General features: G+C 60.2%; 27 protein-coding genes and 3 pseudogenes. 7 read left to right on the top strand and 23 right to left on the bottom strand.

Annotation, left to right across the window (positions count from 1 at the left end; all coding sequences use genetic code 11):
* Positions 1-192: 192 nt before the first annotated feature.
* Both IEY26_RS16770 and IEY26_RS16765 read right to left on the bottom strand, forming a co-directional pair.
* Positions 193-1,353, bottom strand: coding sequence for a hypothetical protein (locus IEY26_RS16770; RefSeq protein WP_188980969.1), 1,161 nt, complete (start codon positions 1,351-1,353; stop codon positions 193-195).
* Between the two features lie 169 nt (positions 1,354-1,522).
* Positions 1,523-1,735 (bottom strand): annotated as a pseudogene (locus IEY26_RS16765) (hypothetical protein); the annotation flags it as partial.
* A gap of 138 nt (positions 1,736-1,873) precedes the next feature.
* Between IEY26_RS16765 and IEY26_RS16760 the strand changes: the two are divergent.
* From IEY26_RS16760 to IEY26_RS16750, 3 genes and pseudogenes are all read left to right on the top strand, one after another.
* Positions 1,874-2,941 (top strand): RNA-guided endonuclease InsQ/TnpB family protein, encoded by a 1,068-nt coding sequence (locus tag IEY26_RS16760; protein ID WP_229774191.1) that lies wholly within the window; start codon positions 1,874-1,876, stop codon positions 2,939-2,941.
* Entirely contained in the window at positions 2,844-3,836 is a 993-nt protein-coding gene (locus tag IEY26_RS16755; RefSeq protein ID WP_188980967.1) for a transposase, read from the top strand. The genes IEY26_RS16760 and IEY26_RS16755 overlap by 98 nt, the downstream gene beginning before the upstream one ends.
* Before the next feature lie 22 nt (positions 3,837-3,858).
* Positions 3,859-4,158 (top strand): annotated as a pseudogene (locus IEY26_RS16750) (zinc ribbon domain-containing protein); the annotation flags it as partial.
* Between the two features lie 106 nt (positions 4,159-4,264).
* Here IEY26_RS16750 and IEY26_RS16745 read toward each other — a convergent pair.
* The 6 genes from IEY26_RS16745 to IEY26_RS16720 form a co-directional block, all read right to left on the bottom strand.
* A complete protein-coding gene (locus IEY26_RS16745) occupies positions 4,265-4,486 on the bottom strand; it encodes a hypothetical protein (protein ID WP_188980965.1) in 222 nt (73 codons plus the stop codon).
* 118 nt (positions 4,487-4,604) lie between these two features.
* Complete coding sequence (locus IEY26_RS16740) at positions 4,605-5,300, bottom strand: nucleotidyltransferase family protein (RefSeq protein ID WP_188980963.1); 696 nt, start codon at positions 5,298-5,300, stop codon at positions 4,605-4,607.
* A gap of 1 nt (position 5,301) precedes the next feature.
* Positions 5,302-5,967, bottom strand: a complete 666-nt coding sequence (locus IEY26_RS16735; protein WP_188980961.1) for a helix-turn-helix domain-containing protein — start codon at positions 5,965-5,967, stop codon at positions 5,302-5,304.
* A gap of 37 nt (positions 5,968-6,004) precedes the next feature.
* Positions 6,005-6,286: a DUF7389 domain-containing protein gene (locus IEY26_RS16730; RefSeq protein ID WP_188980959.1), complete on the bottom strand. Its 282-nt coding sequence runs from the start codon at positions 6,284-6,286 to the stop codon at positions 6,005-6,007.
* Positions 6,287-6,306: 20 nt separating this feature from the next.
* A complete protein-coding gene (locus IEY26_RS17760) occupies positions 6,307-6,708 on the bottom strand; it encodes a DUF6166 domain-containing protein (RefSeq protein WP_188980957.1) in 402 nt (133 codons plus the stop codon).
* 79 nt (positions 6,709-6,787) lie between these two features.
* Complete coding sequence (locus IEY26_RS16720; RefSeq protein ID WP_188980955.1) at positions 6,788-7,183, bottom strand: DUF7567 family protein; 396 nt, start codon at positions 7,181-7,183, stop codon at positions 6,788-6,790.
* Positions 7,184-7,314: 131 nt separating this feature from the next.
* Here IEY26_RS16720 and IEY26_RS17710 point away from each other — a divergent pair, with 131 nt between their 5' ends.
* Positions 7,315-7,437, top strand: a complete 123-nt coding sequence (locus IEY26_RS17710; protein WP_255409719.1) for a hypothetical protein — start codon at positions 7,315-7,317, stop codon at positions 7,435-7,437.
* A 59-nt stretch (positions 7,438-7,496) separates the two neighbouring features.
* Positions 7,497-7,904: a hypothetical protein gene (locus IEY26_RS16715; RefSeq protein ID WP_188980953.1), complete on the top strand. Its 408-nt coding sequence runs from the start codon at positions 7,497-7,499 to the stop codon at positions 7,902-7,904.
* Between the two features lie 22 nt (positions 7,905-7,926).
* Here IEY26_RS16715 and IEY26_RS16710 read toward each other — a convergent pair whose 3' ends face one another.
* The 9 genes from IEY26_RS16710 to IEY26_RS16670 all read right to left on the bottom strand — a co-directional run bounded on the left by IEY26_RS16710 (position 7,927) and on the right by IEY26_RS16670 (position 13,974).
* A complete protein-coding gene (locus IEY26_RS16710) occupies positions 7,927-8,292 on the bottom strand; it encodes a DUF7568 family protein (protein ID WP_188980951.1) in 366 nt (121 codons plus the stop codon).
* 3 nt (positions 8,293-8,295) lie between these two features.
* Complete coding sequence (locus IEY26_RS16705; protein ID WP_188981009.1) at positions 8,296-8,787, bottom strand: hypothetical protein; 492 nt, start codon at positions 8,785-8,787, stop codon at positions 8,296-8,298.
* Between the two features lie 106 nt (positions 8,788-8,893).
* Positions 8,894-9,316, bottom strand: a complete 423-nt coding sequence (locus IEY26_RS16700) for a hypothetical protein (protein WP_188980949.1) — start codon at positions 9,314-9,316, stop codon at positions 8,894-8,896.
* A gap of 75 nt (positions 9,317-9,391) precedes the next feature.
* On the bottom strand, positions 9,392-10,054 hold the full coding sequence (locus tag IEY26_RS16695) for a DUF6735 family protein (RefSeq protein ID WP_188980947.1): 663 nt from the start codon (positions 10,052-10,054) through the stop codon (positions 9,392-9,394).
* A gap of 68 nt (positions 10,055-10,122) precedes the next feature.
* Positions 10,123-10,503 carry a hypothetical protein gene (locus IEY26_RS16690; RefSeq protein WP_188980945.1) on the bottom strand — a complete coding sequence of 127 codons (381 nt, stop codon included), beginning with the start codon at positions 10,501-10,503 and terminating at the stop codon, positions 10,123-10,125.
* A 106-nt stretch (positions 10,504-10,609) separates the two neighbouring features.
* A complete protein-coding gene (locus IEY26_RS16685) occupies positions 10,610-10,798 on the bottom strand; it encodes a hypothetical protein (RefSeq protein ID WP_188980943.1) in 189 nt (62 codons plus the stop codon).
* Positions 10,799-10,939: 141 nt separating this feature from the next.
* Entirely contained in the window at positions 10,940-11,827 is an 888-nt protein-coding gene (locus IEY26_RS16680) for a biosurfactant protein 1 (protein ID WP_188980941.1), read from the bottom strand.
* A gap of 99 nt (positions 11,828-11,926) precedes the next feature.
* Positions 11,927-12,853: a transcription initiation factor IIB gene (locus IEY26_RS16675; RefSeq protein ID WP_188980939.1), complete on the bottom strand. Its 927-nt coding sequence runs from the start codon at positions 12,851-12,853 to the stop codon at positions 11,927-11,929.
* Between the two features lie 224 nt (positions 12,854-13,077).
* Positions 13,078-13,974: a DNA-binding protein gene (locus tag IEY26_RS16670; RefSeq protein WP_049983729.1), complete on the bottom strand. Its 897-nt coding sequence runs from the start codon at positions 13,972-13,974 to the stop codon at positions 13,078-13,080.
* A gap of 739 nt (positions 13,975-14,713) precedes the next feature.
* Between IEY26_RS16670 and IEY26_RS16665 the strand changes: the two genes are divergently transcribed.
* Together IEY26_RS16665 and IEY26_RS16660 are read left to right on the top strand one after the other, a co-directional pair.
* The gene (locus IEY26_RS16665) at positions 14,714-15,637 is read left to right on the top strand and encodes a winged helix-turn-helix domain-containing protein (protein WP_049983728.1); all 924 of its coding nucleotides are present in this window, start codon (positions 14,714-14,716) and stop codon (positions 15,635-15,637) included.
* The gene (locus IEY26_RS16660; RefSeq protein ID WP_049983727.1) at positions 15,634-16,446 is read left to right on the top strand and encodes a DUF6036 family nucleotidyltransferase; all 813 of its coding nucleotides are present in this window, start codon (positions 15,634-15,636) and stop codon (positions 16,444-16,446) included. Before IEY26_RS16665 ends, IEY26_RS16660 begins: the two co-directional genes overlap by 4 nt.
* Positions 16,447-16,611: 165 nt before the next feature.
* Here the strand turns inward: IEY26_RS16660 and IEY26_RS16655 are convergent, their stop codons facing one another.
* The 6 genes and pseudogenes from IEY26_RS16655 to IEY26_RS16630 form a co-directional block, all read right to left on the bottom strand.
* Positions 16,612-16,935, bottom strand: a complete 324-nt coding sequence (locus tag IEY26_RS16655; protein ID WP_049983726.1) for a DUF7558 family protein — start codon at positions 16,933-16,935, stop codon at positions 16,612-16,614.
* Positions 16,935-17,225 (bottom strand): hypothetical protein, encoded by a 291-nt coding sequence (locus IEY26_RS16650; protein ID WP_049983725.1) that lies wholly within the window; start codon positions 17,223-17,225, stop codon positions 16,935-16,937. Before IEY26_RS16650 ends, IEY26_RS16655 begins: the two co-directional genes overlap by 1 nt.
* A gap of 220 nt (positions 17,226-17,445) precedes the next feature.
* Complete coding sequence (locus tag IEY26_RS16645; protein WP_049983724.1) at positions 17,446-17,886, bottom strand: hypothetical protein; 441 nt, start codon at positions 17,884-17,886, stop codon at positions 17,446-17,448.
* Positions 17,887-17,960: 74 nt separating this feature from the next.
* Positions 17,961-19,214 carry a phage NrS-1 polymerase family protein gene (locus IEY26_RS16640; RefSeq protein ID WP_188980936.1) on the bottom strand — a complete coding sequence of 418 codons (1,254 nt, stop codon included), beginning with the start codon at positions 19,212-19,214 and terminating at the stop codon, positions 17,961-17,963.
* Positions 19,215-19,661: 447 nt separating this feature from the next.
* On the bottom strand, positions 19,662-24,044 hold the full coding sequence (locus IEY26_RS16635) for an ATP-binding protein (protein WP_096396479.1): 4,383 nt from the start codon (positions 24,042-24,044) through the stop codon (positions 19,662-19,664).
* Positions 24,037-25,240 (bottom strand): annotated as a pseudogene (locus tag IEY26_RS16630) (VirB4 family type IV secretion system protein); the annotation flags it as partial. The pseudogene IEY26_RS16630 and the gene IEY26_RS16635, both read right to left, overlap by 8 nt.

Genomic DNA, 25,240 nt, shown 5'->3' with positions numbered 1-25,240 from the left:
GCCACCGTGTCCGCTCAGCGGTGAGTCAGGCCTTCAGTCGAGTCGGTGGGGAACGATACGATGCCCGCACGGCGTGACCACTGCTTCACTCGGCCCGACGATTGTCACGCTCGCGATTCGGCGATCACAGACCGGACACTGCTGCTGGGCGTTTTCGTTTGCCATATGGAAACGCGAAAACGGATGACTGCGCTAGTTCGTCACCTGCTGGAACCGCTCGCGAAGCGCCTCTTCACGTGCTTCGAACTGCTCGACGTTGGCCTGCAGGTCTTCGTTCACACGCTCGATGCTCGCGAGCGCCCGCTCGCCGGCGAGCGACGCCTGCGACCCGTCGTCGCCGTCCGCCTCCAGCTGCTCCTCGTAGGCTCGTTCGACGCGCTCGATCGTGCCCTCCGGGTTGAACAGGATGTCGTTCGCAACGCGGACGTACTGGTCGAGGGACGTGCCCTCTTTCCCCTGGAAAAAGTGGGTGAGCGCGTACGTCGCGCCGGAGTGCAGCGTCCACATATCGATCTCGAACGGTGACGCCGCGTTCGCCTCGGCATCCTCGGCAGCACGCTCTGCGAGGTAGTCCGGGAATCCCAGTAGGCTGTAAAACTCGGTGACGGTGAACGGGAGCTCGGCGAACTCGAGATCGATTTCCTGGGCATCTCGGATGAACTCGAAGAGGTCGTCGGCGACGAGTTCGACCTGGGCGAGAATCTCCTCCCACCAGGTCCGGAAGTCCCGAACGTCTCCGACGTGCTTGATGACCTCCTTATCGGTGAGCGAGCGCATCGAATTCGAGCAGTACCCGTCCTGAGCGAATCCCTCCACGTAGACGGCGTGCTCACCGAAGAAGTCGTAACCGGAGGTCACGCCCATCGTGATCGGGTCCGACCGCCCCGGCAGCCGGACTTCGAGGCCGTCGAACATCACGTCCATGTGGACCTCGCCGCCGCCCCGGTAGCGCCGGATCTCGCCGAACATCACATCGCCGAGGGGCGTCCCGTCGATGGTTTCCTCGCGAAGGACCTCTTCCAAGGGCCTGTACACGTCGACCGGGTTGATGATCGCGTAGCTGTCCGTGGGGACGTGAAATAGTGGGTCTGCGTTGGGCTCATCGTCTGTCGCGTGGTCGCGCGCTCTCGTCGGCTCGACCAAGGCGTTGAAGCGATCCGTTTCGACCCACTCGTCGGAGTAGGGATTCCGGTATGCGACTGTCGTCTCGACGGCCTGCGGGAGGTCACGAATCGTCTCGGCGAAGGACTTCGGTTCGTCGACCATTTTCTTCCGGCGGTACCAGTCGGGTAGTTCTGTATCGGTTCGTCCGTCGACGCCAGCGAACACGGTTCTGGATTCTGGGTCTTTCATTGCAGTCACCTCGAAATCGAATTCGTCACCCGCGACGGCGCTCTCATCACGCGCCCTGCGCCCCTCTCACGGGCGCAAAAACAACTTCTTAACCAACACCCCGCCCAAGAATCCAGTACTGTTGGTTAATCATCTGGACGGTCCCGACATCTGGCTTCGGCTCTTGAATTCACTCGTCGGCGTGGCGTCGACGGCGCACCTGTTCAGGATTCGGCACCCATGGATGGTCGTCCCAGCAGTGGAGGGCGTGCTCTTGTGCCGTGTCGAACAGCGCCTCACACGACCCACACTCGTAGGCCGTCTCGGGCCAGCGTTCCGTGACGAACATCGCTGTCACCGTCGACCTGACTGGATCTGGTGCGGCCGACCGCTGAACATAATCATCAAGATACAAGCGGGAAACCCCACCGTTTACCGCGGGGAGGAACGCGACACGGCGAGAAACAACCGCCGTTCGATGGCTGACCGACTCCCCACACCAAACGTGACCTATATGAATGTTAGGAACTACATATGAAGTATGGCGGAGGTGCGTCGCACGGTCGTCGTCAAACTCGACATGGATAACAGCGACGCGACTCTCCTCCACGAAACCGTCGAGGAGTATCTGTGGGCGTGCAACTACGTCGTCCAAGAAGCATGGAAGGACGACTACAAGCCCACCTCGAAGACAAAACTCCACGACCGGACGTACTCCGACGTTCGAGAACAGACACGGCTTCAAGCCAACCTCGTTCAATCCGCACGCAACCAGGCCGCCGAAGCCATCAAGGGCGTCGTCGCCCGCTGGCGGAACGGCAAGAAGGCGTCACAACCACACTTCACGACGACATCCATCCGATACGACAAACGGAGTGCGACGTTCCACGACGACAGCGTATCCCTTTCCACGGTGAACGGGCGTATCGAAGCCGAGTACGTCCTGCCGCCGGAGGGAGATAATCCGCATACGAAGTACCTCCGCGACGACGACTACGAGGTGACGGGTGCGACGCTCCAATACCGCGAGACGACGGACACCTTTTTCCTCCACATCGGAACGAAGGCCGATGTAGAGTCCGAGATACCGGACCAAGGCGACGCCGAGAACAGCACAGTCCTCGGCGTGGACCTCGGTATCGAACAGATTGCCGTCACGTCAACTGGGATGTTCTGGAGCGGCGACTACCTCAACCATCGTCGCCGGGAGTACGAGCGGGTGCGTGGCACCCTTCAACAGACGGGCACAGAGTCAGCCCATCGGACCATCGAACGGATAGGCGACCGCGAGACGCGGTGGGTAGAGGACTACCTACACCGCATCTCGAAAGCCATCGTCCAAGAGGCGGTAACACACGACTGCGACACCATCGCCTTCGAGGAGTTGACGGACATCCGCGACCGTCTGCAGGGTGCGAAGAAGTTCCATGCGTGGGCGTTCCGACGCCTGTACGACTACACGGAGCGTGTCATAGAAACGTTCTCAGAGAAGGCAGCAGGGTGTTGGAACTGTGTCTACGAGCGCCAGCACCCTGCAAGACGTAGCTTCGGTAGACGACTTCTTGAATGCGGCGGCTACCGAGACAGTACCGCTGTTCGAGCATCTTGAGTTCGAGTTTCTGCTGGAGTACGACGTGTTCGCCCCCTCGAAGCGGGGGCGAACACGAGTGCATCAGCCACCAGACCTCTTTCGCGGCTTTCTGCACTGCTACTACGAGGATGTCTACGGGACACGCCCGGTTGCACGAGAACTTCAGAACGGCCTTGTCTGGTACTATTGCGGGCTCGACAAACCGCCATCAAGAGACACGGTTGATCGCTTTCTCACCGATCTCGAACACGTTATCGACGATGTCTTCGACAGTCTCGTCGAGCAGGCCGCCGCCCGCGGCCTGCTCGACTCCACGTACTCCATCGATTCGACACACGTTGAAGCGATTCAATACAACGATGCAGCGTCATGGAACTACGATCCAACGGCTGAGGAGTACTACTACGGCTTCGGCTGTACGATCGTCTCGACCGGCGCAAAGATCCCGATAGCAGCGGAGTTCACACAGGCCAAACAAGCAGACAAAGAGACGGCGATGCGCGTCACCCGTGACGCGCTCGCCGTCGATACACCGATCTGGATGCTTGGAGACAGTGCCTACGACATCCTCGATTGGCACGACCTCCTGCTGGCCGCAGGGGTCGTGCCAATCGCTCCATACAATCCGCGAAACACTGATGACCCGAAGGACATCGAGTACAGGGTCGAAGACCGCATCACCGAACACAGCGAGGACGTTCAGCTGAAACAATCCGTCTTGGAGGAGACGTACAACAACCGGACAGGAGTCGAACGAACCAACGATGCAGTCAAGGACTGCGGCCTCGGGCACGTCCGCGCCCGAGGCCGTGTCCACGCACGAACGGAAGTATTTCTTGCGCTGTGTCTCCGGATCGTTGTCGCCATCACCAACTACGAGCGAGGAAACGAACCGGGCTGTGAGAAGCTATGAGATGGATTCTATGACACGCTCCTACACGGCGTACAAGGCCGAAGCGGAGGGTATCGACGCCACGCAGGTAGACCCGGCGTACACGTCTAAGCGTTGCTCGAAGTGCGGGACGACGCTGAACGAGAACCGTCCGTCGCAAGCGAAATTCTGCTGTCAGAAGTGCGGCTACGAAGTCAATGCAGACTACAACGCGGCAAAGAACATCGGATTTAGGCTACTCCGTGCGGGGCAAAAGTCTCCGCACGGAGGGGCGACACGTCACCTCGCCCTAAAGTCGGGGACGCTGAACGTGAATGGCAGCTACTCGCCTGCCAACCGATAGGGTTGGCCAGAACGGGAGTCCACCGACAAGCTCCACCCGTTAGGGCGGAGAAGGTGACTCGAGCCTCCATCTACCGAGGCCCCGACAAACAACCCTCGCTGTCGCGTCAGTCGTCTTGTGCGCGGATTTCGCTGGCCCGATCTTCGAGCCGGCGTAGGATCTGGACACGCTGCTTGTTCGCGTTCTCGTAGGCGACGCACGCTCGCAGCGTCTCCATATCGTGAATCGTCACGATGCCGGCGTTGATGAGTCGCGTATTCTGGGGTTCGAGGCGTTGTTCTGGTGACAGTTCGTTCGAGTCTGGGTCGTGCCCTCCTGTGTCGCTCATAGATGGTCGCCTCCGCTCCCGCTGAGGCGAGGACAAACAGCGTCGGTTCTCTCTGGGCGTCCCTTCTCAGCGATAGCTACGCACAGATACCGTCGCTGTAGGCCTGGAAAACGCTATTTTACTTCTGCTGTCGCTTGAGGAATTCGAGGAGCGTCTCGATGTCGTCGGCTGATGCCGACGATTGGCCGAACATGCTCTTGAATCGGTGATCCAGCCCACCTTCTTCGATGAAGGCTTGGGCCTCACTGAGCTGCGACCGGAGGGCATCAGCATCGCCGCGGTGGAGATGCGACTCGACGCCATCGAGGTCGATCGCTGGGATAGCGGCGAGGACATCAGCGAGATCCGTCTTTCGGCCGCTATGGAGTTTCGCGGCGACGAGGATTTCTCCGTCAGCTGCTCGTGCGGTCGTCGTCCGGATCCCGCCCGAAATCGTCGTTTCAGTACTGTGGTCACGCAAATAGTCGAACGACCATTCCGCCTCGGTTTGCCGACAGCCAAGCCCATTCACGAGAATGTCGACGCCGACCGGGTGGGGGAGTCCTTCGGTCCGTTCAAAGACGTCGATTTCCCGATTATAGATGGTCTCTTCCGGTGGAACTTCGAGCTCGGTCGTCCGTTCGAAACCGCGTGCTTCGAGGAATGCCACGACGTCGTCGTAGTCATCCGGGGCGATGACGAGATCCAGGTCGGTCGAGAATCGCGGTTCGAACTGACTGATCGCGTACCCACCAACGAGGACGAATCCGATGTCGGACTGTTCCAGTTCTTCGAGTACTTGGATGAGCGCCTCACTGCGGTCTTCCTGACTCATTTCAGGCAGGCTCCATGCGATAGTTCGCATCTGTATCGACATCGTCGTACATCCGGCCGAGTATGTCGAGTGCGGACTCGAAGGTTGCGTAGTATTCGTTTGCGAACGCCACGGTTTCTTGGAGCGGGATGACGGGTCGTCCGTCGACCATCTTGGCCTCGACTTCTGAACGGGGCTCGAGAACGATCTGGATGGCACCGTCGAATTCGTCGGCAGGTTGGCGTTCCTCCGCAGTCGGGATCCCAAATCGGTCGAAGAACGCCGTCCAGGCGTCAAAATCTGACTCGTGGACGGCGATGAACAGCGGATAATCATCCGGCTCGCGAGCGACCTGATAGCCACCGCGAGTCCAGACGTAGACTGCATCGATAGCGGTGAATGCGTAGTCCATGCCTGCGAACTGCGGAAGGACGTACGCCTCCGGGATTGACGGCGGCGAGGTAGCCGCTGCTGCGGCCAGGAACTCGAGCCCGACATCCCGAATCGTCTGATCAAGGAACTGGAGACCATCATCATACACGACGTAGCCGGCCTCCTCGAGGTGGTTCACGACGCGCCGAATCGTCTCCCGGTTCTCGTCGATCTTCCGCGCGACGCCGGAGATGGAATCGCCTGGATCGAGCGCGAGGAGGACCTTGAATTCCTTCTCACCGCACACTTCATACATTCTATAGCTACACAAATTTGTGCAACAGACAAAAGTATTACTCTTTGTGTGGGTCTGCTGGCTGGATCTGGCGGGCGTCCTCCGCGAGATCGTGGATGTACTCCCGAAGGATTTCCATGTCCTCGCGAGCGTCTTCGAGGGTCTTGCCTTTCGCTTTCGCGATTACCTCGTCCTGATCCCTGGTACCGGTTCCACGTTTGAGCTTCACGGTGAGGGAGACGCCGACGTCACTGCGTTCGACGTACTCCGTTCGTGTCGTCTGTTCATTCGATTCAGCCGATTCGTCATCTGCACGAGATGGTGGGGTGTGTTCTGACATGGTTACTCTCGGTGATTAGTTCAGATGGACGGTGCGACCGGCTCGCCGGGTGTTTCGTGAAGGACTGCGTCGATCTCGGGTCCCGTGAGTCGCCAGCGTTCACCAGACCCAGCGCAGTCCAGCTGGCTCACGACCTCGGTTTTGAATGCCTGGTAGTGGTCGAGAGCGAACGCTTCGTCATCCGTGTAGTCGAGGAGGAGTGCGAGCGCGAGTTGCGCCGGACCACTACCACCATATCCCCATTCGAATCCCGAGGGACTGTGATTCACCAGCGCGAGACTCCGCTCTGGCGTGAGCCGTTCTTGGCCGGGACGTTTCTCAACGATAGCCTGCCCGCTCTGCCGATACCCGACGTAGGCGATGTCGCAGTCGCTCGCTGGGCGTGTCTGTTCAATCGAGTGTGTGTCGCTAGGTCTACTCATCGGTCTGTTCGGGAGCTACTCGTTCGAGCACCCCCGCACCCCTCAGGGGGCGAAAAACAGCCACAGGAACTGCTTTCTCCTACGCGAGATGGGAGATATCGGCTGGTTCGTCGACATCGTCGAACTCGCCTTGTTCGACCGGCTGCCAGTCATCGCCGGGTGCTGGACTCCACCAGTCGACCTCGTAGGCACCCGGTGCGCCGAGGATCTTCACCCGTGCCGACCCATCGGGTAGGTCGCGACGGAGCTTTTCGTCGACGTGGAGGTTCCACGTCGAGTGGGTGTCGAAGCAGGCGAGGACGGCCTCCTCGTAGCCGCGTGTCTCTCGGGATTCTTGGAGTTCGACCTGCGTGTTGCAGTTCTTGCAGAACACACCTTCGAAGGGAATGTGACTGAATACCTCGTGCCCGCAGACGGGACACCAGAGGAACTCGAACAGTGCTTCGCTGTGACGGTCGATGATTTCTAGACTCATCTGTGGATCTGGCCCGATTGAGACGGGCCACCCATCCCGGCCCAGAAATAAACGTCATTCGCCGTGAGGGATGTCGATTGGTGCTGTACTGCTGGCAAAGGTTTATCAGACCACACTGTGTATGGTTTTGTATGTCCGCTCCCACGGCAGGAGAAGCCGGAGACGAAGCCGATAATGAGTCTCCTGAAGCTGTTTCTCCTGAGGAGGCACTTGAGATGCTGCCTGACGAAGACGAGTTTGAGGCCGAATTCTAACACTCGCCTTTATTACTCCTGTTTGCTTGCTGTTCGTATAGATGGGCCGACGATACGTCGTGTTCTTTGAGCCAGCTCTAGCGAATCTTGATGCGATGGGGAATCATATGGCGACACGGCTGGAAAACCAAATCACGGATTTTCTTGATGCTTGGCGTCCTGAGGCCGCTTTTGCAAAATCGCTGCAGAGTGATTTATGGCAGTTCAAATGGTCCCCTAGAAATGGTAGCGGTGCGAGAGCGTTTTCTGGGTACTTTGCCGGTGACGAACACAACATCGCGCTTGTGCTGGTAACGTTCAAAAAGAATAACGAAGACAAGTTCAATCTCCAACAGAAGGCATTCAATTCTCGTGCAAAGTCATTAAATAGAACACTTGATAGTAAGTCTCCTCCAGATATCGGCACTTGGCTGGAAGACCAGCGGAACAATTCCGATAGAAAAGTTCTCGACGAAACCGATATTTAGCACGGTAAAGGCGGGATGTCCCTCAACGCTCGGCGCCGTACACAATCCTTGAGGGTGCTTCGTACCCACAGTTCCGACACTCGAACCAGCGTTGGACCTTCGCACCGTCAGCCGATTTATCACCGGTGACCACGTCGCCGTCCAGACACTCCCGACAACTCAGTTCGGGAGTCGGTTGGTTGCGGAGAACGTTCCTGAACGCTTTCGCGTCCTTTGTCTCGTACCCTTGCGACCACACTGGGTAGCCGTCGACGAGGATAGCGCCACGCCACTTGTAGCGGTAGGAGCCTGGCGCTCTGTGTAGGACAGCCCGAGCGCCAGTCTCGGTGTTACGATACTCGAGCGTCAGCGTGCGACTTTCGCGTCGCCAGTTTGTGATCCGGGACATCTGTTAAAAGTGGACGTCGGCAGGTACGATCCAGAGCTCCTCGCTTGCTTCGAGGATTTGATCCAGCTGTTCGCGGTGACGGATGCCGTTCGCGTGTTCGTTGTACAGGAAGATCGTCGGGCCGTCGTACGCACCAACTTGATGGAACGCGTGGCGGGCGAGGTCTTCGTCACGCATGATCTCCTCGTCGGAGAGCTCGTTGAGCGCTTCCTTCACTCGCTCAAGGTTGCGCTCGAACTCTTCTTTCGTCGCCTCCCAGCCACGCTCGAGGAGGTCCTGGCCGTCGTCGGAGTCGACGGGGGCCGCGGTCGGGAGTTCACCCCATCGGGCCTTCCCCGCAACGGATGTGTCTTCCTCATCAAAAGTCACGTGGTAGTCGAAGACTGCGCCGGCGTGTGGGTTCGCGCCGACCAGGCGGTCGAACACCGTCTTTCCGGTGGATAGTGCTTCGTCTTCTGTCGATGCTTCTACCAGGCTGTAAATGACTATGTGCATCTCGAACACCTCGAAGCGCCGACGCACCGGGAATGATTGCTCGCTCACTCCTGCTGCGCCGGCACCCATCGCCGGCGCTCGAAAAACCTGATCTAGCGGTCGATTCTTAGGACTCGTTCGCTCGGTCGACTGTGATGGTTAGATCGCCCGACGCGTAGTCGGCCTCGAAGTCGACGGTGAACGCATCCGAGTCGTACGCGGCGTGGTAGGCACGGTGTCGTTCGAGTGTCCCCGTCGCCTTGAAGTGGAAGAACGCAGCTGAGGTGTAGGGCTTGCTCTGGGTCTCGACCTGCGTCTCGACAGAGGCCGGGAGCGCGATTTGTGGTGTGTCCGTGTCGATACTCGCGGCGAACGCCTTCGCTTCCTCGACGGTCGCCTGCGAATGTGCGGGCGTCTCGCCGGTTAGCACGTTTACCGGCGTCTCGGTATCGTCGGTGAACAGGACATCGTGGAAGGTGCGCGTCCCGAGGACTGCGTCGGGACCTAACTCGCAATCGTGGAATGGGTCGTCGTCTGGTTTCTCGGGCATCCAATCACGAGCCTATGGTGGGGCTCAGTCCTTTCTGCCCCAGAAAAACCACCATCTGCTTCGACGCAAATCGCCCTACGAGCGGCTGAGTGTCGTGTCCAGAGACGGTGCTTCACCGCCCGGGATGCGCAACTCTTGGCGCTTTCCGATCCACTCGCCGAGCTTCTGCTTGAGGTACTGGCGAGCCGTCGACTGGGTGAACACACCCTTGTCGACCATATCGCCAACGACGTCTTTCAGTGCCCGGAACTGCCCCTTCAGATGGCCATCGCCGACCGGCTCGCCGTCGTGCCACCGAACGGTCGCAAGCGCCCCGTTCCCGACTGTCTCGCCGTGGTCGACCGTCTCTGAATCGTACTGGAGGCCGAACCATAGTGTCCGGTAGGCGGCTACCTCGAATGTCGTCGACACCACGAAGAACGCCTCGTGGTGGAGATAGTCGAGATGGTCCGCGACGATCTCGTCGAGGGTAAGCCCGGTGGCGCAGGGCTTCGGCTCGACGACCGTCGACGGGCGATCTTCACCGGCGAGGTAGCCGTCGACGGCATCTACCTCGAGGCCATCGGCCAGTTCCGCCAGTAGCTGTTTCGCCCACTTCGAGTCGGTGTCCTCGCCACCGAACGGGGTTTCAGCCGAGATTCGGTGCTTGAGCTTCAGGTTGGCTGCGCCCCAATGAGAGTAATGAAGCGTGTACTGTCCGTCAGTTCGTTCGTACGCAACGAGTGCGCGGTGGCCCATTGAACAATCACCTCGTAGGACGACCCACGACTGGATCGCCCCGCACCCCTCCCGGGGGGCGAACAACGCTACTCGTCGATCAGGTCGGGGGAACTGAGGTCCGCGTACAGCACCTCACCGTCGCGGACGACGTACCGTTTCGCCAGCACGGGAAATCGGCACTTGGTAAATCCGGCTGTCTGGATGTCGAATTCTTCGTTCGGTTCGAGATACTCCGCGAGCGACCGGAGGAACTCGTGGGTGACGATGCCACCGTCGTAGTCAGGAAGCCCGTTCTCACGAGCCTCGTACACGTCGAAGCTGTCGTAGCCCCAGATGATCAGTTCGCCGTCGTCGTCCACCTCCCAGTTGAGCGTCCCGAAGCAGTGGTTCTCACAGAGTTCGCGGACTGCATGTGGATCCGATACGAGCGCGCCGGTCGATGTCGTTGCGGCTTGGAGTGTTGCCATGGGTTGTTCTCGGGAGCTGTCTCGCGCCCCCGCACCCCTTCAGGGGGCGAGCAACTGCTCACGCTGTGACGGCCATATGACGTTGCGCTGCCGATGCGACGAGCTGTCAGGATTCTCTGTTGACGTCACCGTCCCTCATCGTATTCGGTTCGGTGAGAAAATCTACCTGCTCGAGGAGCGTCGTCGCGGTGCTAATTCGCTCTCGATCAGCGGGCTCCAATTGGTCGCTGTCGATACTGGTGAGGCTGCTGAGCGCGCGGTGGAGTCGATAGCCTGGGGTGTCTCGTGGGTCCATCTGTGCGCCTCCGCCAATTTGCGGCGCGAAAAACACCGGCGAGCTGTCAGCGGGGCGGTTCGGGAGTGATCACGAACTGACCTCCAGTTAACCAACAGAACGAATCGATATTGGGATTCGTTGGTTAAACTGGCACCGTCTTTACTGACCGGCTTCGGGTTCGGGCCCATACCGAGATGTCCCGCACCGCTGACACTCCCACAGGGGCTGCCCGGTCCACTCGTCATCGGGGATAGCCTCCAATTCGCGGAATCGATGCTTAGTCTCCCGATCACACTCTCGACACTCGAGGTGAGTTCTGTTTGGGCGCTCGCGTCGTGGCTGTTCGGTATCGGTCTTGTCAACGGATTCCTGAAGCGCAATCGCTGGCACCAGCCAGAGGTCGTTGTCTGCGTCCTCACGTAGGCTTGCAAGACGAGCTTCGGTGCGAACCTCGCTCCCGGTTTCGTCGTAGAGAAACGTCGCGTGCTCGCCGTCGTGACGGGACTGCGTCGTCTCTGTCCACGCCGTCCGCTCACGAGCAGCCGCGAGCAGCTGATTACCACATTCAGACGTGACCCGTGTCGCCGAGGGGAGTGAGGGCCACTGATCGACAAGCTGTGGGGCCGGTTCCTCGTCGAGATCGTAGATTAGCTTGCAGTCATCGACTACTGGGTCATCATCTCCCTTCGCGAGGAGGGTGGCCGCAGCAGATCCCTTCGCGACGGCGCCGTAGAACGTCGACGCCTCAACGAGCAGCTGGATGACGTGGAGGAGAGTCCGTTCGGCATTCGCTGTGTCCTGGTCGTCGGCTCCTTCGAGATGGTTCGTGAGACAGAACTGGCACTTCGACTGGCCAGCGGGGATTGACGCTCCACAGGAAGCGCACTCGGTCTCATCTGCTGTCGGGTCGTCTGGATAGTCCGTGTCGACGCCACCAGAGCGTTGCCGCCGGGGCTCGCCACTACTACTGGCGAGTTGGTCGTCGGGAACGTGGGTCGCTTCGCCGAGTGGTCGGAGGGCTTCGTAGTCGGCGTACTGGTCGGTCATAGAGTGTTCTGGCCGTATCATGCTTCGTCTTCGGATTTAAACAATGGCTCTCACATCAATCAGACAACAAAATACAACCGAAAATCAGCAGTGTGGACGTTAGACAGCCAGTTCGTCTAGTGTGTCGCGGTGGGTCCGTACGGTAACCACCGAGACGTTCGCAACGTCAGCGATGTCTGACTGGGTGAGCCACCGTCCGTCTTCGCGTCCGGCCTTGTACAGACAGGCTGCAGCGAACCCGGACGGCCGAACCCCCGTGGTTGCCCCGATCGATTCGGATGCTTCTGCCAGCTGCCGAGCCCGCTGCCGGATTTGATCGGAGACGTCGAGCTCAGACGCCAACCGCGGAACGAACGTACTGGGCGTCACGGGTTGGGCCGGCAGGCCAAGTTCCGTATTCAGCGTTGTGTATGCGTTCGTCACCCGCGATTGCTCGACGCGCGCCGACTCGGTGATGTTGTCGAGTGTTCGCGGCCGCCCGTTGCACCGACACGCTCCGTAGACACTCGCGGCGGCCATCGCCTCGATCGACCGGCCCTGCAGGAGGTCCTCGTTCTGAGCGCTGCGGAAGAGCTGGCAGGCCTGGTCACGGATCGTCTCGGATAGTTCGAGCGCACTACTGATCCGGCGGACTTCACTAAGCCCGTGTGCGAGGTTACGTTCAGCTTTCGACTGAAACCGCCCACGGGTCTGTTCACGCCGCATCCGAGCGAGCCGCCGTCGCTTCTGTCCTGAGAGTTCGTTCCCGTTCGCATCGGTCCCACGGCCGATCTCCGTCGACAACCCTCGATCGTGTCGTGCCGCCGTCAACGGAGCGCCCGTGCGCTCCCGTTCGTCTTCGTCGAACCCTCGCCACTCTGGCCCGTGGTCGATCCGCTGCTCGTCGACGACGAGTCCACAGTCCTCGCAGACGGTTTCAACCGCGTTGGTTGTAACTTGCCCGTTACACTCGGGACACTGCGTAGCATTCGAGTCGGTCTGGACGTCTTCGTCGAACGTCGTTTCGTAGATCTCTCTGGTTGCCATGGATACTCACGAGGGGACTCACGCGGATCGCGTCTCTCGGAGTGCCCCTCACCCATCAGGGGCACATACACACCACACGGAACAGCGCTGACACTGGAGGGCTGCGGTGGCGAAAGCCCGGCCGCGAAACGGCGCGTGAGCGCCGTGAGCAGCCCGGACCGTGGAGGTGGTGGGAGGTGGCGGTGACCGCGTACACACCAGCAAAAAAGGGGTGCGCCGACCGGCTATTCCCACCACCGACCGCGCTCAGGGAACATAATGGTGCTCCACCCAGTGACAGCCAGTGAGACGCGCCCCTCGTACCAGTTCCGGGCTACCTTGTGAATACGCACCTGCTCGCCCTCTTCAATCCACGGCGCATCTGATTTCTCCCAGATCGTCACCTTCGTTTTTCCACTGTCGTCTGCGATCAGCCCGACTTGAGCGATGGCCGGCGAGTCCGCATCCCAGAGTACTTCGACTCGACCCTCGATGCTCACCTCTTTGCGATTGACGTCCTCGAGCTTCCCAATGGGGATCACCGTCCCAGGCGCCGTCTGCAACTCCTCGAACACCCCGACGACTGCACTCGTTAGGTCTTTCCCACCGACGACGGCTTCACCCAACCGCCGGCCAATCGCTGCTCGCGACCAGCCATCCAGTTTTTCCGCCAACCGCATCGACTGCTTGTTCACCGCCGCCAACTGCTCCTGCGTGAGCTCTGCACGAGGATCGTCTCGCTCCGGGTCAGCCATCGGATTCACGCTCGCTGCCCGCTTCTGGAACTTCACACGCCGCTCAGCGCTTCGCTTCGCTGCGATGTCTCGCGTCCGCTTCGCACGCCCCTCCTGCTGACTGAGTTCTGCCTGGGCACTGATGTGTTCCAACTCGGCCTCTCGTGCCTTGATGCGCTCTTCCTGTTCGAGGGTCTTCCCGAACAGGTGATCCGGGCCTTCCTCGACGCGCGCGTCTGGGTGGTTGGAATCGACTTTGGCCTGGACTTCCATGTCGACCGTCGCCCGGAACTCCGGGGTCTCGTCGACGACTTCGAAGCCATCCTCGTCGACCTCGCCTTCATCGTGTTTCTCGAAAGCCTGTTCATCGACCGAAACTACATCCGTGGTGACGTTGTTACTAGACATTGGAATCTACCCTGATTCCTGAAGGCGCTCAGCGCCCGACACCGCGATGCTACAACATCGCGGATTTCCTCGACGACAACGACCGACAGACTCGTCTGCGCGCTCTCGCTCGCGCCTTCGCGAGCGCCCCTTGGGGCGCGAGCGAGAGCGCGCCATAGGGAGGCCACTCAACCAGCACCGCGCGCCGACCCGCCCGGAGCGAGCGGCCAGCGGGATATGCCCGCTCGTGTCCGGCCCGATGTGCGGGTCCGTGTCCAGGGCGACTGTCGCCGAGAACGCGCGCCGCGGTGTGGCGCGCGACAGCGCAGGCGGCACCAAGCGCTGGAACGCGAAAGCCCGCAAGGGGCGCAACCGACGGGGATACCCGCTGGCGCCGAGGGCACATGCATTTTAGCCCGGAACGGGCGCGGGCGGTGCGGAGAGCGCCCGCACGCCCGGAATGGTCGGTCGCGAGCGACGCGGAGGGCGGAACGCGGCGAGCGGTGCGGGCCATAACGGACACACCTGTCCACCCAGCCGCGACACTCAGCGACCCAACTACTGCCCTGGCGGACTCAGAAAGGGCGAGGCCGTCTCGGTCACCGGGAAAGCAGGCTCTCCCGAGCTAACGGGCGGCGCGCCGCCCGTGAACGGCCGAGGGCCTTCATCGTGTTGCTCACCCAGCAACCTCAGCTGAGTCAGTCATACTCGTTGCGAGATAGCGAAGTTATTTAAATATCGGTTCGTATCTACGCAACAGATGCTTACCGAAGGCGAGGTTCGCGCGCTCACCGTCCTTCACGGTGAGCAGACAGTCTCCGAATTTGCGACCCAGCTGGACCGCAGTCTCAGCTACACGTCTGAACTTGTCGATCGTCTCGAAGCGACCGGACTCGTCGAGACGCGTCGACAAGGGAAAACAAAGCAGATCCGGCCATCGGACGCGAAAGCACTCGAACTCCTCGCAGACATCACCCAAGAGTATTCGCACATCGACTGGCCTGAACTGTTGTCGGGTGCGACGCTCCGCGTTCTCTACTATCTTGAAACACCGCGGGTCGTAATGGAGCTCGCACGCCGGGCCAACATTCACAGGAGTACCGTCCATCGCGCCCTCGATCCACTTCAGCATCGAGGGATCATCTACGAAACTGACGAGGATGCATATGTGCTGAACGAGGGATTCGAACAACTGAGTACGCTTGCTCGGGAACTCGTTCACCACGACCATCGCCAGACCGTCGAACAACACACCGACACCTACACGATTCTCTGGGAGTCACTCGACGAGTTCCTCGTCCAGACCGCAGATGAGATTACCGCCGAGGACTTCCTTTCGACGGGGCCAGAGCGTTTCCAGACCTACGACCTGCCCCTTCTGGCCCGCGACCGTCGGTACTATTTCCATTCAGAGACGATGAATGATCTCTCGCCGGCGATGCTGTGCTGTCATATGCTCGTAATCGATTCGGGCGCACGTACCCAGTCATACTGTCTGCTCCTGCTCAGCCACGTTGACGTCGACCGTGACGAACTGCGTGACCAGGCCACAAAGTACGGCGTCGACGATCTCGTCGAGGACTTGCTCACGTATCTCGACACGAGTGGCGAGGAGCGGGCATCTCGACTTCCCGAGTGGGAAGAGTTCCAAGAATTGGCTGCGGACTACGGGGTGTCAGCATGAGGGCGCGATTCGACAGTTCGTACATTCGGTCGGAACTCGAGCGCATCGGCGAGCAGCTAGACGACCCACTCACTGTCTTCTTGATCGGCGGTGGGGCAATGGCGTTCCAGGATCTCAAGACCACTACCAAGGATATCGATCTCATCGTCGCATCCGGTGATGACCTCGGGCAGCTCCAAGCAGTACTGCTCGAACTTGGTTACGATATCGTTCGGGAACCGGACGAAGAATACGAAGCGCTCGGTGCTCAGCGAATCCTCGAGAACGATGATGGGTGTCGAATCGACATCTTTCACCAGCAGGTAATCGATAAACTGGTTCTTTCTGACGGGATTCGGAAGCGTAGCGAGCGGTACCTCAACCCCAGCAACTTGGTGGTCGAACTCGTGAGCCCAGAGGACATCTTCCTATTCAAGGCGGTCGCCGGACGGGTGGACGATATCGAAGATATGTTTTCGCTGCTGCAGACTGACCTCGATTTCGACGTCGTCGAAGCAGAACTCGCCGCGCAGATCGACCTCTTGGATCAAGAGCTATTCGTAACATACGTGAACGAGGCGTTGGCCGATCTCACCGAGCAACACAACGTGAGGACACCCCTGCATGAGCCGGTCGCGGAGATTACAGAGCGCGTATACGAGGAACTCGAAGTGCTTCACGCCCTCGACGAACCGAAATCTATGCCTGCCCTCCAGCAGGAACTCGATTACACCACGGTTGAATTACAGGATATCGTGAGTCGTCTCGAGGAGAAAGACGCAGTCAAGGAAACCGCTGATCGCATCGAGCGTCTTTCGACGACGATCTGACGGCGAGGGATACCGGAATCTATGGCGTAATGCCAAGCGGTGCGGCTTATTGGATACTTTCCCTATCCATGGATAGGGAGACTCCCCATTAGTCGCGGTCAAGCGCGACGTCGACTTCGTCAACGAGGTCCTCCATGGAAACGGTGTAAGCGTCGGCAATATGTCTCACTCAACGAGATGCTCATCGAGGTCGTGCGTCCAGTACGTCGCGGGCCCGCCAGGACTACATCGCGCACACAGCTGCAGCGGCCCCTCGAGATGGCCGAGTTCCACACGGAAGCGCGTGAGCGCCGCGAGGGCGTCGACGACGAGCCCACAGCCATCGCAGGCGTAGCGATCGCGCTCGTTGGGGTCCGGCTCCATCTGGATCGCGCAGTCGACGCAGATGGGGTGGGTGACCCGCTCATCTTCCCCCCATGTGTGGGCCTCGCCAGTCTCGGTGCTGGGCGGAGCGTCGCAGAACGCACACCCTGTAAGCGTCTGCTGCATTACTCCGCCTCCGCGTCGGCGTCGCGGCCGGCCGTCCAGCCACGGTGGAAGACGGCCAATTGCGTCGTCGAGTCGAAGGTAGTAACACTCGGCTCGTGAACGAGAACGCGATCCTCGGGAACGGGTGTGACGACGTCCGCGTCGATGAGGTCGTCGACTAGGCTGCGGGCCGTTGCGTCGTCGACGTCCGCGGTCGCGACGCTCGCGGCGTCACGGTCCTGTGCGAGGAGTTCGGTTTCGAGCTGTTCGTGGTCGGCACTCGTGTCGTCGTGAGGATCGGGACCAACCATGGTGAATCACGCCGCGCACGCTCTCGCGCGCTGCACGCCTCCCGGCGCCGATAAACAGCCCAGTCGGAGGGCGTCAGTCCGACCCTGGGTCGCGGTACTCGAAAACGGCAACGTCGCGGAGGGATAGGGCGGTGGGCGTGGGTTGAGGGCATAAATTCTGGCAACGTCATTAACCAACACTTCGACAGAACTGGTCCCGAGTGTTGGTTAAGAGTGTGGCCTATGGAGTCCGGAGTTCCTGAACCGGCTTCACGGTGAACGTGTCCGGCTCGCTGGCTGCTGCTTCTCGTGTGCGTTCCGCTTGTGAGGCTGCCGACCGGGTGAGCTGGGTGACGAGTTCGTCGCGAACGATCTCACGAGGAACGGTTGTCTCGTGCCAGCCCAGCCGGGCGTCGAAGTGCCGCTTTTGGAACTGCTCGCTGACGTCGTCGACGGCGACGTACTGCGTGTGGTTTGTCCCCCGGACCTGGTGGGTGACGACGACTGCCCCCACGTGCTCGTGCGTCAGCTCGATTAGGGCACACTCCACGAGCGCGACGAGCGACGCGTGATCGCGGTCGTTCGGGATCGCCACCTCGAGGTCTGCCCACGGAGCCTCCCCGTCGGAGTTGGTTGCTGCTTGCTGTACCGTCTGCGTTTGGGTCGTACGTTCCGAAGCCATCGTCTATCGGGGGCACGTGATGTACCCCGCCGCCCCCTGGCGGGGGTGACAGACGTGCCGCTGCGGTCGCAACGCTACTTGGACCGACCGCCGAATAACCGACCCAACAGTGAGGATGACTCTGACTCACTACTGTTCTCACTCGTAGTAGCGGCGTGCTCGCCCTGGCACTCCTCCTCCTGGCCACGGGTGGCAAGTTCGTCAGTGAGTCGCTTGACCTCCGCTTCGAGAGCGTCGATGCGCTCGGTTTTCTCCGTGAGTGTCGCCTCGAGCTCGTCGACGCGGTCGCTCAAGATCTGGTTCTTCTCGGCGAGATATGCGCGACTCCGCTCCGAGTCAGCAGCGCCGACGTCTGGCGACGATGTGGCGGGGATCTCGTCCGCGGTATCGTCGCCGGCGTCCGGGTCGTAGAACTCCGAAGTAATCGCAATTGCTCGCTCGATGGTCTTCTCCCCATACGTCGACCCATCAGCGTAGTGGACCTCGTCCCACTTCTCTCGCATCAATCCCGACTGGCGGAACAGCTGCTCCATTTGGGTCCGGTCACCACCGGTCCAGAACGCCAGCAAACAGCACAGCGCCATGTCGGCCTCGGACTGACTGTCGTAGCCGACCGTATTCCCGTTCCAGAGCCGCTCGAACTTCTCGCCGTTCGATGCGTTTCGCGCTTTCTCGAGGAGGTCATCGTCTTCGAGGTCGACGTCAACGCCGGCTGCACCGGTCGTCGGTGACTCGTCGTCAGCGCTACCACGCTGTTCGGGCTCTGCTGCCGTGTCACGCTCTGTCTCCTGAACGTACTCACGGTGAATCGCTCTGAGCGCGTCCTGTCGACGTGCGACGCACGTTGGTGTCCGCTCGACGTGATCGCCAGTGACGGTGAAAAAGCGTGCCGTGTCGTACAGTTCGATGCTCCCGCGACGGTTCCGCCCGTCGGGAAGTTCGCCCCTGATGAGGACGTGATAGCCGGTGCCGGACGGTGACACCTCCGTATAGGAGTCGAGGCGCTCGATGATGTCTAGTGCCGCGTCGTCGACGTCGCCGGTTTCCGGGTCGCGGCAGTCGTCCAGATCGACGCCGACGATGGGGTCGTCGTCGGTAAACACGAACCCGACGCCATCGGCGTGTGCCGTCTCGGTGTAGTCGAGCGCTGTCTCGAAACTCGCCCAGGTCTCCGACTCTGTTGATGACGCGAACCCCCCACCTCCCGGCGTCACCGGAATCTTCGTCGGCTTGCCGTCCCGCTCTTCTTCGCGCCAGCACACCCACTGGTCCCGTTCGCGTAGCGTCTCCGGAATCTCCTCCGGTTCGTCGATGATATTCTTATTCATGTTCTCACAGTACCTTGCATGGCTCTCACTAATTCTGAGCCAGCACAGAACTCACTCAACTCTACTCCTCGATCCAATCCCTTGGTCCCAACGGGGACCCCCCGTTCTATCCTAGTTGGTTTTCGCTCGGTGATACCCCTGACCAGCTTCGCCGTCTGGTGGTTTTTCCCCTGACCGCTGATACGGGCGGGAGTACCCTTTCTTAATTTCCCCTGACCAGCAGCGCCGTCCTGCGATTTCGTATGTTCACTTGATGTTAGATACTGTTGCCCCTCCCAGATGCCCTGACCGGCGGTTCCGTCTTGCGGTTTTCTCGGTCCATAACCGAGTATTAACTCTTGATTCTTACCCTCTCGTGCTGTTACTGGTCGTTTCCCCTGACCGGCAACGCCTTCGGGCGGTTTTTTGATAACCCGTCTCGAATTCAAGTACCTCATAGATTTCTCTTCATTCAATCAATTGTTGCCCTGCTGCCGTGAGCGAAATACCTGTATAGCAGTTCACGCGGGTTTCGTTTTGACGAATCCGACTCGTATCATACGTTACGAACTCCCCGAGAGAACGGGAGAACCACGCTTTCGATTGAACTTCTTTGTCGTGTCTGATTGCCCATATCCGATACGCATTATAGAGATCATCCTTCGGGAGTTCCGCCTCCTCTTCTTCGGTAACGTACACGTCAACGAATGACTCGAAATCGTCCGCGTCGTGATCGAGTTCACTCCCGTTAGTTTGGGAGATTTGCTCTGAGGAATCTTCCCCCGGCATATCCTCTCCCGGAGCAGATTCGGCCCGATAGTCAGTCTCCGCCCGGTCACTATTTTCGTCGTCGTTTTTGGAGTCCCCCTCTGATTCATTGTGGGCGGTTGAGTGATCAAATAGGGTTGTGAGAGGTTTCGTTGTCCCGTCCGTGTAGACGACTGATGACTTCTCATCGGCAAGAATCACGATTACGTAGCTGTCGCAGCTGTACTCTGGGGTGGAGAACTCGTCTTCCGGAACGAACGGCTTTTTGATCCGAATCCAGTCGTCCTCGAACGCCGATTTCGTCTCGTAGATGTGTTGTTCACCGTGCTCATAAACGACGTACTCGTCGGCAGCGTGGTCGTAGCTGTAGATGGCCGGAACACGATCTTTCGAGAGTTTTTCCAGCGACTCGAGGCGGATATGTTCCGTCCCGCTGGCATCACGAAGGACGATCTCGTCGCCATCACGCTGCCAGATGTTCTGGGTCCCGTTCTCGTCGTCGGTCGCCGGTCGCACGGCCGTCACTCCACCTTCTTCGGTCGCTCCACCGCTGAACGTGAGATTCGAGTCAGTCGTGTAGAACCGTGTCTCACCATTCTGGAGGGTACGGACGGGAGGTGTGAGAATGCCGTCAACACGCTCGGCCCACTCAGTTTCGTCGTTTCCTGGTCGAACGACAAACAGCGGGATATCACCTGCTGCTTGGGCCTTCCGGAGATTCGTGAGCACTTTCGCGGGATTCTCGGGTGTCGTCGTTTCGACTTCGATGGCGAATCGGTCGGAAACGTCGGGGTGGCTCGCCCTCGCGTCAGGTTTCTCGCTGCCATCCTGTGCGAGGATCGAGACGGTGAAACCGAGTGCGGTGAGCTCTTCTTCGATCTGAAGGAGTGCTGCGTCGTGGGCACTCCCACCAGCGGCCTGCACGCCACCAGTATCGGGTGTCGCGACCTCTTCTCCGGCGTCAGTGAGCCGGATGCGGAGCTCGTCGGCGTCGATATCGACGGTCGTATCGAGGTATCGTGATCGTTCTCGGATGTCCGCGAGGGCATCATACGATGGCGGCTCGGCGTCGACGTCGTCGAAGAGTCGTCTGAGTTCGTCGTCAACTGCTTCGACGGCCACCCAGCCGTTTTCCTCACGGCAGCCCTCTCGAAGCTGCAGACTCCGAACCACGTTCGCAATCGCGACGTCCAGGTCGTCGCTCGCGATATCGAGCACCTCGTGTCCGTCGGCAGGTGTGCTCGTTGTTGAAGTGTCTGGCTCAGCCGGCACACCGTGTTCGTCATTGATGTCCTCGTGCATCGAGGAGAGTGTCTCAGTGAACTGCTCCTCTTCACGCTCTGTGAGCGGGGATTCGCTCTCGGGGTGGCCCGGTGGAATCGGGAGTGGTTCGAGACTGAACGGATACGGCCCCGTTTCACCGAACGTCGGGCTTGGCAGGCTGGCGATCCACTCCCCTCGTGGCAACGAACGAATCCGATTGGCGAAATCCGCGGGGTCCATCTCTTCGTGGGCCATCGCTCGCGCCAGTTCCCGGTCGACGTTGATTTTCCCGATGAGTGAACTGCCGATGTTGTTCAGAGCATTCAGGTAGATCTTCCGCCCACCTTCAGCCTCCATCTGTTCGGGGAACTGCATCGACAGACCAACAGAGAGCCGGAATCCCCGGCCTTTCTCGAGGAGATCATTCATGATGTCGGAGACCACGACCGATGCTGCCTCGTCGACGAGCAAGTTCACGACGTAGTCGTCCGAGTGCTGGGGGAGGGCCTGTTTGCGGTCCTTGAGAGCTGCATCGAGATTGGTCAGGATCACACCGGTCATGATCCGGGCGGCGTCGTCGCGGAGGTCGCCGAGGTCGAAGAGGATGACCGTATCCTCGTCGAGGACATCCCGAAAGTCGAACTGGTTCTCGGTATTATTGAAGATCTGCCGCAGGTGCGTATCCTGTGAGATGTAGGCGAGACGGTTTCCGACACCGCCCATCACGTTCGCGAAGGTGTTCGAATCTAACTGGAGCTGCCGTCGAATCGTCCGGGTGACTTCCTCGTCGCTCGACCGTGGGGCGTCGCCGATGTTCTCGTTCGGTGGCCCGGCCTCCCAGAGCTGGTCGACGACGTGTTCGAGCTGTCGGTGGGCGAAGTAGTCCGTCGACGCTCGGTAGAGCCCGTTCTCACGCCCGTATTCCTCGTCGAACAGTGTCTTGATGAGTGTCTTGATGAGAGTTGGGGCCACAGTCGCCCGCTCGTAGCGGTCGGTTCCCATCACGAGCTTCAAAATCTCTTCGTAGTGGTCGGCCTTCCGTTGGACGGCGTCTTCGCGGCGCCGTCCGCTCTCCATCGACGGTTCGAGATCGAAAAACGAGAACCCGGGGAGGACGTCCGGGATCGGGAAGTGGACGACGTTCTCTTGGAGGTCGGTCATTCCGAACCGACGCGCGTGAGCCCGCATATAATTCTGGGCCATGTCGTCGTTCTTCGGGATGATGAGGATCGTCGGCCCCTCGGTGTTGGCGTACAGCGACAGCATATCGTTGATGAGGGCTTTCGACTTCCCAGAGCCGGTTGTTCCGAACCGGCCGTAATGAGTGGGCAGCAGTCCGGGTGGAATGTGTGTCGGCTCGTCTTCGGCCTCGCCGGTGTCGTCGAGGGCATACCCGATTGCCATCCCGTCGCGGAATTCACTCATGAGGTCCTGGTGGGGGCGTGGCAATGGATTCCGACTCTGCTGTTCCGCACGCGTCCCACGTGCCCCCTCGACAGTCAGCTGTTCCGAGGAGGGCACGAGTACGAAATTCGCGAGTTCTCGGCCACTCAGGACGAACTCGGGTCGGGTCGTCCCACGGCCGGTCGTGATCTCACGATCCAAGAGCCGCTGCAGCGCCGCTCGTGCGTTCCGTTCTTTCGTGGCTGCCCGGAAGCCGCTGTCGCGTACCCGTTCGGCCGCAACCTCGTAGTACGGTCCGTCAAGCGGGTCGAATACCGGGACAAGTGATTGCATCCGATCATCGAGATCATCGCGACCGTCGTCCCCGGACGGAATCCCGATCGCTCGGATGTTCGCGGTGAACGACCGCTTCGGATTTTTCGCCTCGATTGCCGCGACACGTTTTGCAACGGCGTCGCTCAGCTGGTTTCTGTCCCGGCTCTCCGACTGATCGTCGAGTTCGAAAAGGGAGCCAATAATCTCCTGAGCGAGTGTGTCTCGGCCGTCGATGACGTCCTCCTTGCGAAGGTCGGCATCGGACTGCCAGCTCTCGCGTCGCTGGAAGACGGCCTGGAACGCTACTGGTGCTGTCGCCTCCATCAGGTGGTCGACAAGCGACGCGAGCGCACCACCTGGCTGATCGACGGCTGGGAGTTCTGCTTCGTCGTCGGCAGTGAATGGCGAGAGTGAGGTCATCCAGTCCTGTTTCCGAGTGGCCGACCCCTGCCACCGCACGCCGAGTGGGGAGACGGTCTTGGTCGCTGGCCGGGCGAGTATCGTCCCCTCTGTTGTCACCGTTGGTTTGGCAAGCGTCGTGAGTGGCTCATCCTCGGGAATCGCATCTGGTGGGGCGAGTTCGAGGGCGGTGTCTCCGATCTCGATGATGTGGTCGGCAGACAGGTCGCCGACCGTCCCTCCTTCCGCGACTGATTGGGCGTCTGCTTGCCTCGCTTGACTGTCTTCGTCAGTCCCACGTTCGTATTGCTCGTCAGGACCGAACTCGTACGTGAGATCGCCCGACTCATAGTGATCGACGAATGTCTCTCGGTCGAATTCCACAGGCTGCACGAGTCGGGATGCGACGTCGACTTTGGTACGCTCGATGTCGAACGTCTCGGGATAGATCGACCGGAGACGTTTCTCAAGCGTATCCAGATGGTCGTCAGCACCGTAGTAGAATTCGACGGGGTCGTCTGCACCCTCGCTGAGCGCGAGGAATTCGAATCGTAGCGGTGTTTTGCTGTGTAGCGGATTGAGTTTGTCAGCTAGCCCTGTCGAGTTCGTTAAGGTCAGTTTGTGGAGACTCTCCAGTGCCTGCGGCAGCCGCTCCGGATTGAGGCGTTCGGAGGTAGGCGTCACGCGGAGGTACTCACGCATCGTCGTCACCTCCCGCTGCGCCACCATCAGTCTCTGCTGGCGTCTGCTCAGGTGGGCGTTGTCCATTGTCGGTCGCTCGGCTTTCAATATCGTCTTGGAACGCCTGCACGTCCGCGTCCACGGCGTTCTCACCAGTCCCGGGGAGTGAGGCTCGCCGTTGCTCGGTTGGCTCGAAGTCGATGACCTGCTTCTCCTTGGGCATCGCTTTGACCTGGATCCCACGCCACTCGCCGTCGACGCCAACCAGTGCTTCGGAGAAGCCGGCGTCCTCGTTGCCGGGGACGGCGTCCTGGACGAACCGCATCTGTGCGTAGTTCAGCCCGAACTCGTCGGCCCACTCCTTGTCCATCCCGTCGAGGCGGTGGAACTGCTTGACGGCACACTGATCGAGGATCGCCTCGCTTTCGGCGTGCTCGAAGAACTCGTCGACGGTCTGGGTGACCAGCCGGATCGAGAGGTCGTGGTGGCGGTGGTGCCGGAACACCGTCTCGAGGAACGCCAGACTTGCGGCGTCCTGCATGATGTAGCGCGCCTCGTCGATGTAGAACACGACCTCCTTCTCCGAGACCTTCGCCCGTTCGTACACCAGCGAGATGAGTAGCTGCATCGTCAGTGCCGTGCTGCTGTCGACGCTGCCCTCCTGCTGGGCCAGATCGAGGTAGATGACCTTCTCGTCCCGGATGTCGAAATCCGATTCTTGGCCGAGGTTGGCGTGGCGACCGTCGTCCTCGAAGGGGCGCAGCTGATCGAGGAGCCACGTCGCGTCCTCTTTGATCTTCCCTGCCTCTTCGTCGGATCGAACGACGAACTCCTCAGGGTCGTCGACCATGTCCTCGAAGACGTCCATCATATCACGGATGGTCGGACTCGGATTGCTGTGCGTCGAGATGTCGTCGGTGATGCCGTTGCGCTGGTAGGCACGTTTGAGGGCGAGTTCGAGCGTAGTGCGCCGGTCTCCCAGTGAGATGCCCCGGAGGGCAAAGAAGTTCGTCAGGAAGCTCATCGCGTCGTCGAGTTTCTCGTTGAACGGGCTCGCGTCCTCGCCCATCGCCCGCTGGACGTGTTCGGGCGTCTCCCGAATCTCCAAGGGGTTCAGCCCGAGCGTCCCGCCGACTGTGATCCGCTTGGCGTCGAGCGCCTCCGAGACACCGGCCCAGTTGTTCAGCGGCTCGAGGATGATGCCGATACGGTCCTTA

The organism is Halocalculus aciditolerans, from assembly GCF_014647475.1.
In the GTDB taxonomy this organism is placed as follows: Archaea; Halobacteriota; Halobacteria; order Halobacteriales; family Halobacteriaceae; genus Halocalculus; species Halocalculus aciditolerans.
Note: the sequence above shows the minus strand (reverse complement) of the source record. Positions and strands in the feature narration are given on the sequence as shown.

Bases quoted from the DNA above. Each gene is read 5' to 3' on its own strand.
- IEY26_RS16770 (WP_188980969.1), bottom strand. From the start codon at position 1,353: ATGAAAGACCCAGAATCCAGAACCGTGTTCGCTGGCGTCGACGGACGA.
- IEY26_RS16760 (WP_229774191.1), top strand. From the start codon at position 1,874: ATGGCGGAGGTGCGTCGCACGGTCGTCGTCAAACTCGACATGGATAAC.
- IEY26_RS16745 (WP_188980965.1), bottom strand. From the start codon at position 4,486: ATGAGCGACACAGGAGGGCACGACCCAGACTCGAACGAACTGTCACCA.
- IEY26_RS16740 (WP_188980963.1), bottom strand. From the start codon at position 5,300: ATGAGTCAGGAAGACCGCAGTGAGGCGCTCATCCAAGTACTCGAAGAA.
- IEY26_RS16735 (WP_188980961.1), bottom strand. From the start codon at position 5,967: ATGTATGAAGTGTGCGGTGAGAAGGAATTCAAGGTCCTCCTCGCGCTC.
- IEY26_RS16730 (WP_188980959.1), bottom strand. From the start codon at position 6,286: ATGTCAGAACACACCCCACCATCTCGTGCAGATGACGAATCGGCTGAA.
- IEY26_RS17760 (WP_188980957.1), bottom strand. From the start codon at position 6,708: ATGAGTAGACCTAGCGACACACACTCGATTGAACAGACACGCCCAGCG.
- IEY26_RS16720 (WP_188980955.1), bottom strand. From the start codon at position 7,183: ATGAGTCTAGAAATCATCGACCGTCACAGCGAAGCACTGTTCGAGTTC.
- IEY26_RS17710 (WP_255409719.1), top strand. From the start codon at position 7,315: ATGTCCGCTCCCACGGCAGGAGAAGCCGGAGACGAAGCCGATAATGAG.
- IEY26_RS16710 (WP_188980951.1), bottom strand. From the start codon at position 8,292: ATGTCCCGGATCACAAACTGGCGACGCGAAAGTCGCACGCTGACGCTC.
- IEY26_RS16705 (WP_188981009.1), bottom strand. From the start codon at position 8,787: ATGCACATAGTCATTTACAGCCTGGTAGAAGCATCGACAGAAGACGAA.
- IEY26_RS16700 (WP_188980949.1), bottom strand. From the start codon at position 9,316: ATGCCCGAGAAACCAGACGACGACCCATTCCACGATTGCGAGTTAGGT.
- IEY26_RS16695 (WP_188980947.1), bottom strand. From the start codon at position 10,054: ATGGGCCACCGCGCACTCGTTGCGTACGAACGAACTGACGGACAGTAC.
- IEY26_RS16690 (WP_188980945.1), bottom strand. From the start codon at position 10,503: ATGGCAACACTCCAAGCCGCAACGACATCGACCGGCGCGCTCGTATCG.
- IEY26_RS16685 (WP_188980943.1), bottom strand. From the start codon at position 10,798: ATGGACCCACGAGACACCCCAGGCTATCGACTCCACCGCGCGCTCAGC.
- IEY26_RS16680 (WP_188980941.1), bottom strand. From the start codon at position 11,827: ATGACCGACCAGTACGCCGACTACGAAGCCCTCCGACCACTCGGCGAA.
- IEY26_RS16675 (WP_188980939.1), bottom strand. From the start codon at position 12,853: ATGGCAACCAGAGAGATCTACGAAACGACGTTCGACGAAGACGTCCAG.
- IEY26_RS16670 (WP_049983729.1), bottom strand. From the start codon at position 13,974: ATGTCTAGTAACAACGTCACCACGGATGTAGTTTCGGTCGATGAACAG.
- IEY26_RS16665 (WP_049983728.1), top strand. From the start codon at position 14,714: ATGCTTACCGAAGGCGAGGTTCGCGCGCTCACCGTCCTTCACGGTGAG.
- IEY26_RS16660 (WP_049983727.1), top strand. From the start codon at position 15,634: ATGAGGGCGCGATTCGACAGTTCGTACATTCGGTCGGAACTCGAGCGC.
- IEY26_RS16655 (WP_049983726.1), bottom strand. From the start codon at position 16,935: ATGCAGCAGACGCTTACAGGGTGTGCGTTCTGCGACGCTCCGCCCAGC.
- IEY26_RS16650 (WP_049983725.1), bottom strand. From the start codon at position 17,225: ATGGTTGGTCCCGATCCTCACGACGACACGAGTGCCGACCACGAACAG.
- IEY26_RS16645 (WP_049983724.1), bottom strand. From the start codon at position 17,886: ATGGCTTCGGAACGTACGACCCAAACGCAGACGGTACAGCAAGCAGCA.
- IEY26_RS16640 (WP_188980936.1), bottom strand. From the start codon at position 19,214: ATGAATAAGAATATCATCGACGAACCGGAGGAGATTCCGGAGACGCTA.
- IEY26_RS16635 (WP_096396479.1), bottom strand. From the start codon at position 24,044: ATGCGTGAGTACCTCCGCGTGACGCCTACCTCCGAACGCCTCAATCCG.